Origin of the sequence: Streptomyces sp. UG1, assembly GCF_049974585.1 — a bacterium.
In the GTDB taxonomy this organism is placed as follows: Bacteria; Actinomycetota; Actinomycetes; order Streptomycetales; family Streptomycetaceae; genus Streptomyces.
Genome location: NZ_JBNGGG010000122.1, coordinates 1 through 1795, shown reverse-complemented (window position 1 = coordinate 1795; position 1795 = coordinate 1). Strand labels below are relative to the sequence as shown.

General features: G+C 70.4%; 2 protein-coding genes. Both read right to left on the bottom strand.

The window, feature by feature from the left end; all coding sequences use genetic code 11:
• The coding region (locus tag ACP4J3_RS50570; RefSeq protein WP_426545024.1) for a beta-ketoacyl synthase N-terminal-like domain-containing protein at positions 1-917 on the bottom strand (917 nt) is incomplete at its 3' end.
• Between the two features lie 22 nt (positions 918-939).
• Positions 940-1795, bottom strand: an 856-nt coding sequence (locus ACP4J3_RS50565; protein WP_426545022.1) for a beta-ketoacyl reductase, incomplete at its 5' end; no start/stop codon positions are given.

The following is a 1795-nucleotide window of genomic DNA, read 5'->3' as shown; positions in this document are numbered from 1 at the left end:
TCCTGGTTGACGGCCGAGCCCCGCACGACGGCCAGTACCCGGTGGCCGTTGCGCTCCGCGTCCGACAACCGCTCCAGCAGGACCAGTCCGACCCCTTCTCCCCAACCGGTCCCGTCGGCCGCCGCCGCGAACGGCTTGCAGCGGCCGTCGGGGGCGAGGCCGCGCTGGCGGCTGAACTCCACGAAGGTGGCCGGGGTGGCCATCACCGTCGCCCCGCCCGCGAGGGCGAGGTCGCACTCACCGCCCCGTAGCGCCTGCGCGGCGAGATGGATGGCGACGAGGGAGGAGGAGCACGCCGTGTCGACGCTGATCGCGGGGCCTTCGAAGCCGAAGGCGTACGACACTCGGCCGGAGGCGACGCTGTAGGCGCTGCCGATGCCGAGGTGGCCCTCGTAGGTCTCCGGCGTGCGCTCGTGGAAACGACCGGCGTAGTCGCCGTACATGACTCCGGTGAAGACGCCGGTGCGGCTGCCGCGGAGTGTCGTGGGGTCGATTCCGGCGCGCTCCAGGGTCTCCCACGACGCTTCAAGAAGAAGCCTCTGTTGCGGGTCGATGGTGATCGCTTCATGCGGGCTGATGCCGAAGAAGCCGGGGTCGAAGTCGCCGGCGTCGTGCAGGAATCCGCCCTCACGGGTGTAGGTCCGACCGGCGTGCTCCGGGTCGGGGTCGTACAACGCCTCGGTGTTCCAGCCCCGATTGGCGGGGAATTCCGAGATCGCGTCCCGGCCGTCGGCGATCAGCTCCCACAGCTCCTCGGGGGAGGTGACGCCGCCCGGATAGCGGCAGGCCATGCCGACGATCGCGATCGGCTCGCGCGATGCTTCGACCAGCCGCCGGCTCTGCTCCCGCAGCCGCTCGTTCTCCAGCAAAGACGCGCGGAGCGCCTCAACGACCTTCTCGGAAGGCGTAGTCGTCATGAATTCCCCGCTATGAGTCGTGTCACGATTCCTGGTTGGCGAGCGCGATCCGGACCAGTTCGTCCGCGTCCGCGTCCTCGATGGCGCTGCCGTGGCCGGCGCCCTGGGCAGTGAGCGGTGGTGCCTCCTTGACGCCCGCCAGAGTGAGCAGCAGGTCCAGGAGTCCGGCTTCCTGGAACCGGGCCAGCGGTACGGACGCGATGGCTTTGCGGATCTCGGCCTCGCCGTTCCCGCCCCACCCGGCGGCCTCGTCCTCGTCCTGCGGTACCAGTTCGCGTTGCAGATGGCGGGCGAGCGCGATGGGCGTGGGATGGTCGAAGACGACGGTCGAGGGCAGGCTCAGTTCCGTGCTCGCCTTGAGACGGTTGCGCAGTTCGACGGCGTTGAGAGAGTCCAAGCCCATGTCGAGGAAACCCCGGTCCGCCGCGACCGCTTCGGAGTCGGCATGTCCCAGCACGGAGGCGATCTGACCGCGCACCAGATCCAGCAGCGCCCGCTCCTGCTCGGCTGGTGAGAGCACGCGAAGACGCCGTACCAGGGACACCCCGTCCTCGGAACGGGCCGCCGCCCGCGGAGACGGGGCCCGCACGATGCCCCGCAGCAGAGGGGGCAACATCCCGGACCCGGCGTGCGCACGAAGCGCCGGCAGGTTGAGCCGTACCGGAACGACCAGCGGGTCGGTGTGCGAACGGAGCGTCGCGGACAGCAGCTCCAAGGCGAGCGGGGCGCTCATCGGGAGCAGACCGCCGCGGTTGATACGAGCCTGGTCCGTGGAGTTCAGCCGCCCGGCCATTCCTCCGTCCTGTTCCCACAGTCCCCAGGCGAGGGAGGTGGCGGGCAGGCCGTGCGCGCGACGGTGTACGGCGAGGGCGTCGAGG